The organism is Mycobacterium sp. TH-M82 (assembly GCF_057473605.1).
Map to the genome: position 1 here is coordinate 1 of NZ_JBYCKY010000556.1, position 4,461 is coordinate 4,461.

Annotated in this window: 3 protein-coding genes; 2 read left to right on the forward strand and 1 reads right to left on the reverse strand. The window is 63.3% G+C overall.

The genetic code is table 11. From position 1 onward, the window contains the following. The coding region (locus AC2VON_RS16745; protein ID WP_486953953.1) for an ISL3 family transposase at positions 1-1,134 on the reverse strand (1,134 nt) is incomplete at its 3' end. A 192-nt stretch (positions 1,135-1,326) separates the two neighbouring features. Here AC2VON_RS16745 and AC2VON_RS16750 point away from each other — a divergent pair. Next, the gene (locus AC2VON_RS16750) at positions 1,327-1,599 is read left to right on the forward strand and encodes a hypothetical protein (RefSeq protein WP_486953954.1); all 273 of its coding nucleotides are present in this window, start codon (positions 1,327-1,329) and stop codon (positions 1,597-1,599) included. A 212-nt stretch (positions 1,600-1,811) separates the two neighbouring features. After that, the coding region (locus AC2VON_RS16755) for a tetratricopeptide repeat protein (protein ID WP_486953955.1) at positions 1,812-4,461 on the forward strand (2,650 nt) is incomplete at its 3' end.

The window sequence follows — 4,461 nt, forward strand, 5'->3', positions numbered from 1 at the left end:
GTGGGTATTGGTGGCTTCCGAGCGGGCATTCGACAGTTGGTGGTCGAGGGTGTTGCCGATGAGCTCCTTGTGACGGCGGACGGTGCGGGCTACGGCAACCAATTCCGGGCTGCGCGAGTGCGACGCCCAGGACAGCCAACCAGCCAGCAAACGACGGCCGTCGCGGCCTTTGACCCGAAACACCTCGCGGAGTTGCTCTTTGAGCAGATACGCCCGATACAGCGTGGCGTTGGTAGCCGTGATTGCGGCCAGGCTGGTGCGTTGCTCACCGGTCAAGTCGGCCGGGTTCTTGCGGGTCGCCCACCTCGCGTGCCGGTCCCGCACGCCAGCTGCTGTCATGGTGCGTACTCGCACCTTGTCGAGGGCTTTGAGCGCCCAGGCCACGACATGAAACGGATCCAGGCAGATCACCGCGGCCGGGGCCCGGTCGAGCAGCGCGGCGTGAATCCATCGCGCCCCGTCACAGCTGACGTGAGTCAACGCCGCGGCACGTTGGGCGCCGAGCTGGTCGAAGAACTTCCCCAAGGTGTCCTGGTTGCGGCCTTCGGCTGCCCACACCAGCCGGCCGGTCGTGTGATCGATCACGCACGTCACGTAGCGATGTCCCTTGCGGTAGGCGATCTCGTCGATGCCGATGCGGGTCAACCCGGCCAGCAGGTCGTTAATGTCGCGGCCATCGGCGACCACCCGGCCCACGATCGCGGCGATGGTGCGCCAGGCCACCCGCAAAAACACCGCCACCACACTGATCGCGGCGTGCGCGCTCAACCACGCGGCTGTGTCCTCAACCGCCCAGGTGTGACGGGCCCCGGGCCGCGCCCACGGCACGTGGGCCACCACCACCGCATGCTCGGGGCAGGCCACCCGCGGCGCTGCGGCCTGCAGATAGGCCTTCGTCGTCCCCAGATCCAGGCTGCGCCAGCGCCCGATCACGCCCCCGCCGTCATAGCCCGGACAGCGTTTCTGGCACCGCGAGCACCGGCTGGCCTGGTTCGCCTTGGGCCGCGCCTCAAACGCCAGCACCTCGCTGGTCACCGGCGCCTTGCCGCGCGAAGGCTCCGTCTCGATCATCACGTCATCGACGACCATGTCCTGGCCACCGAGGACCGCCGCGAATACCCTAAAATTGCGCAACGCCGTACACCCTCCTTCGTCTTGAACCCTCTAACAGTCCAAAACGTAAGCAGGACACGGCGTTGCGCCACAAAACCCCAGGTCACGAACCCGCGACTACGGCAGAAGAGCCACATCATCGCCAAAGTCCAACGCGGCCGCGCCACCCTCCACCAGATCAAACCGCAGACAGACCACTAGGAGACTCCCGGCATGGACGAACTGCCGCGCCGCGAACTGTTCGACGAGGAGCTGTACCTTCGCACGTTTCGCGACATCGCGCTCGCCGTGCGCGATGGCGAATTCTCATCGGGCTACGAACATTGGGCACGGCATGGCCGGTTCGAGGTCACTTGCAGTCAGCGCATATCCGGATCAACGTTCCTGCTTCTGCGATCGCCCACGGTGTCGAGGTCCCTGGGGTCAGTGACGACCTGGCCAGCGACGATCCATTGGGTAATTTTTCCGTCGGAGGGATCTCACTAATGGTCGCGGAGCCGGATGCCGCGCAGAAGCAGCATGCCGGGTGTAAACCCGTCAAGCGACCAAGGCGGGGTGGCCAGTCGGGTAACGCCAAGGCGGCATACCCCGTAGGCGACGCGCGTCGAGTTGAGCCGAGTCCGAACCACCGTGACGCAGAGCTGACCCGGAATTTCCGGAATCTAGTGAACGCCGGGGACATCGCGGGGGCAGCCACAATGGTCGCCGATGCTGTCGACGCTGCGGGGCCGTCCGACACGGCGGTCCTGCTCCTTGCCTTCGGGATATTCCGTCGCGCACACTTTCCACCCGGCCGGCTCATCATCAAGGCCCTTCAGGCCGGACTCACCGATGCGCAGTACCGGTCTCTCGTTACCACCTGGACCGAATACTGCCGTGCCGGATTGTCTGAGGCGGAGGTGGAAAGCTTCCTCACCGCGGTCACGACCGATCGCGGGATCCTGGACGGCACGCCGGACGGCCGGTCGACCGCCCTCAGCGACAGGCTTTTCCCGTTCATGTTGGCCACAATGATCGGCAGTATCAGGCTTCGGTCGACGCTGCCGATCCGTGTTTTCCACCACCTCCAGAAGGCGATCATCCACGAGCCTGACGACACCGTACGCTCCCGCATCTGGCCGATCCTGCAGCCCGCCCTCGATGACTACCTAAAGGTAGTCTCGACCCGCAGAATGCTGGGTGACTCTTCGGATTTGGCTTCGCTGGCCACTGAGGCCGCGACATCGCTATTCCGTGAATTCCGCGAGCAGAACACCGCCGCTGAACGGATGCACCTGGTCAGGTACGAGTCAGAGCAGCAACGCGATCGGTTGCTAGCCGAGGTCCAACGCAATCCCGAGGATGCACGGTCGGTCGTGTTCCTCGCCGAGACCTATTTCCAGATGGGCGATTTCGCCGACGCTCGCAACTGGTGCACGCGACGAATCGAAATGGGCGGCAATGACGAGGAGATCTACTGGGCACTGTTGCGGTTGGCGGCCTCGATGGCGGAACTCGGCGAACCGTGGCCAAACGTTGAAGACGCCTACCTGCGCGCCTGGATGTTCCGTCCGACCCGTGCCGAAGCCCTTCACGCCATCGCCGTTCGATACCGCCTCGACCAACGCTATCGACTTGGTTACCTGCTTGCCCAGCAGGCGGCCGAAATCCCATTCCCCGGAGAGGACATCTTCGTCATGGGATACTTCGCCGAGATTTACGCTTGGCGCGCGCTCGATGAGCAGGCGGGGTGCGCAGCCTGGATCGGTGAACACGCTGAGGCGTTCGCGCTGTGCCGACGTCTAGTCGCCCGCCCTGACATCCCCGACTGCGACCGGCAACGCATCGCGACTAACCGCGACTTCTCAGTACCGGCCATGCTCGAGGCGGCCTCACCATATCCCGAAGCCGTGGTGCAGTCGCTGATCGCTGAACCCGGTGACGCCCAGATCGCCGTCACCCTCATCGCCGGACCAGACCGCCAAACCACCGAGCAAACACTGAACTCGTTCCTGACCTGCTGCCTCGACGTGTCACGGGTCGGGCGCTTCCTGGTCCTTGACACCGGCCTCTCGGCGCCTGACCGCGCTTCACTGAAGCGACGCTACGGATTCCTCGAGTTCATCCGTCGCAGATCCACCAGCAGACCAGGAACCGAACTGGCACAGCTTCACACCCAGATCGACGCACGGTACTGGCTACACCTCGGTCAAGGGTGGCAGTTCTTCGCCCCCGACAATCTCATCAGCCGCCTCATCGCGGTGCTGCGAGCCCAACCACAGGTATTCCAGGTCGGCATCAACTTCGCCGACGCCACCACCCTCACCGGCACCACCGCAGTCGAGGACCTAGCACACCGAACACCCGACGCCGGCCGCTACGCCTTCGCCGAAAGCTTGGCCCACGGCCCAGCAATGTTCGACACCACCCGATTTAACCCAGCCACCACCCGCGTTGACCCAGCCACCGGCCCGCGCGGCACCAAGCCACGCACTGCCAGTCTCGACGAGGTGCTCTGCATCCAACCGTTCTCCGAACTCGGGCAGCAGGACCGACAGATCCCAGCAGAGACACAATTTGCCCCTAAGATCGTACGCTCGGCGTACCCGAGTAAAGTCGCGCCACGTCTGAACCACGGATTGTCCGATATACGCCTGTCGGCGACACCGATTCTTGACGTGAAACCGGTTGTCCAGATGCCGTTCCACGATGTCCAGCTTTGGTCGACCACCGGAATTGACCCTAGTTTCCAATTGCATCTGCCGCCGGGCTCTACTCTCCTACATCCCGGCTGGTACGTGCTGAGCGTGGCCCTACGGCCAACCGCAGGCCGATTAAGTCATCCAAAACTGTACCGTGATCATGGTGATGGCTTTAGAGAGCAAGACAGCGACTACCTTGTACTTGCCGACAACACTATCCATCATCGGCTGCTCATCAAGGTCGAACGTCCCATATACGGATTGCGCCTAGACCCCAGCGACAGCTCAGAGGTTAGCGAATTCCTCTTAGGTTGCCTGCGAATTCGCCGGATCAGTCTGCAGGAGGCCCGGAACGAAACGTGGCTGCGAACCGTGCACGAGGTCTGCGTGGCGCTGCACCCCGGCCCGAGGGGTGCGCTCAAGAATCTGTACCGCAACACGCATGGGGGAACGGACTATTCCGAGTGGATCAAGACCCACGACACTTTGGATGACAGCTTGCGCGCGCAGATCAGGGCCGATATTGAGGCAATGGTAGAACAGCCGTTGATCTCGATCATTTTACCCGTGTACAACACGCCCGAACGATGGCTGCGCGCGTGCCTGGACAGCGTCCGCAGCCAACTCTATGGCGTCTGGGAACTCTGCATTGCCGACGACGCCTCGA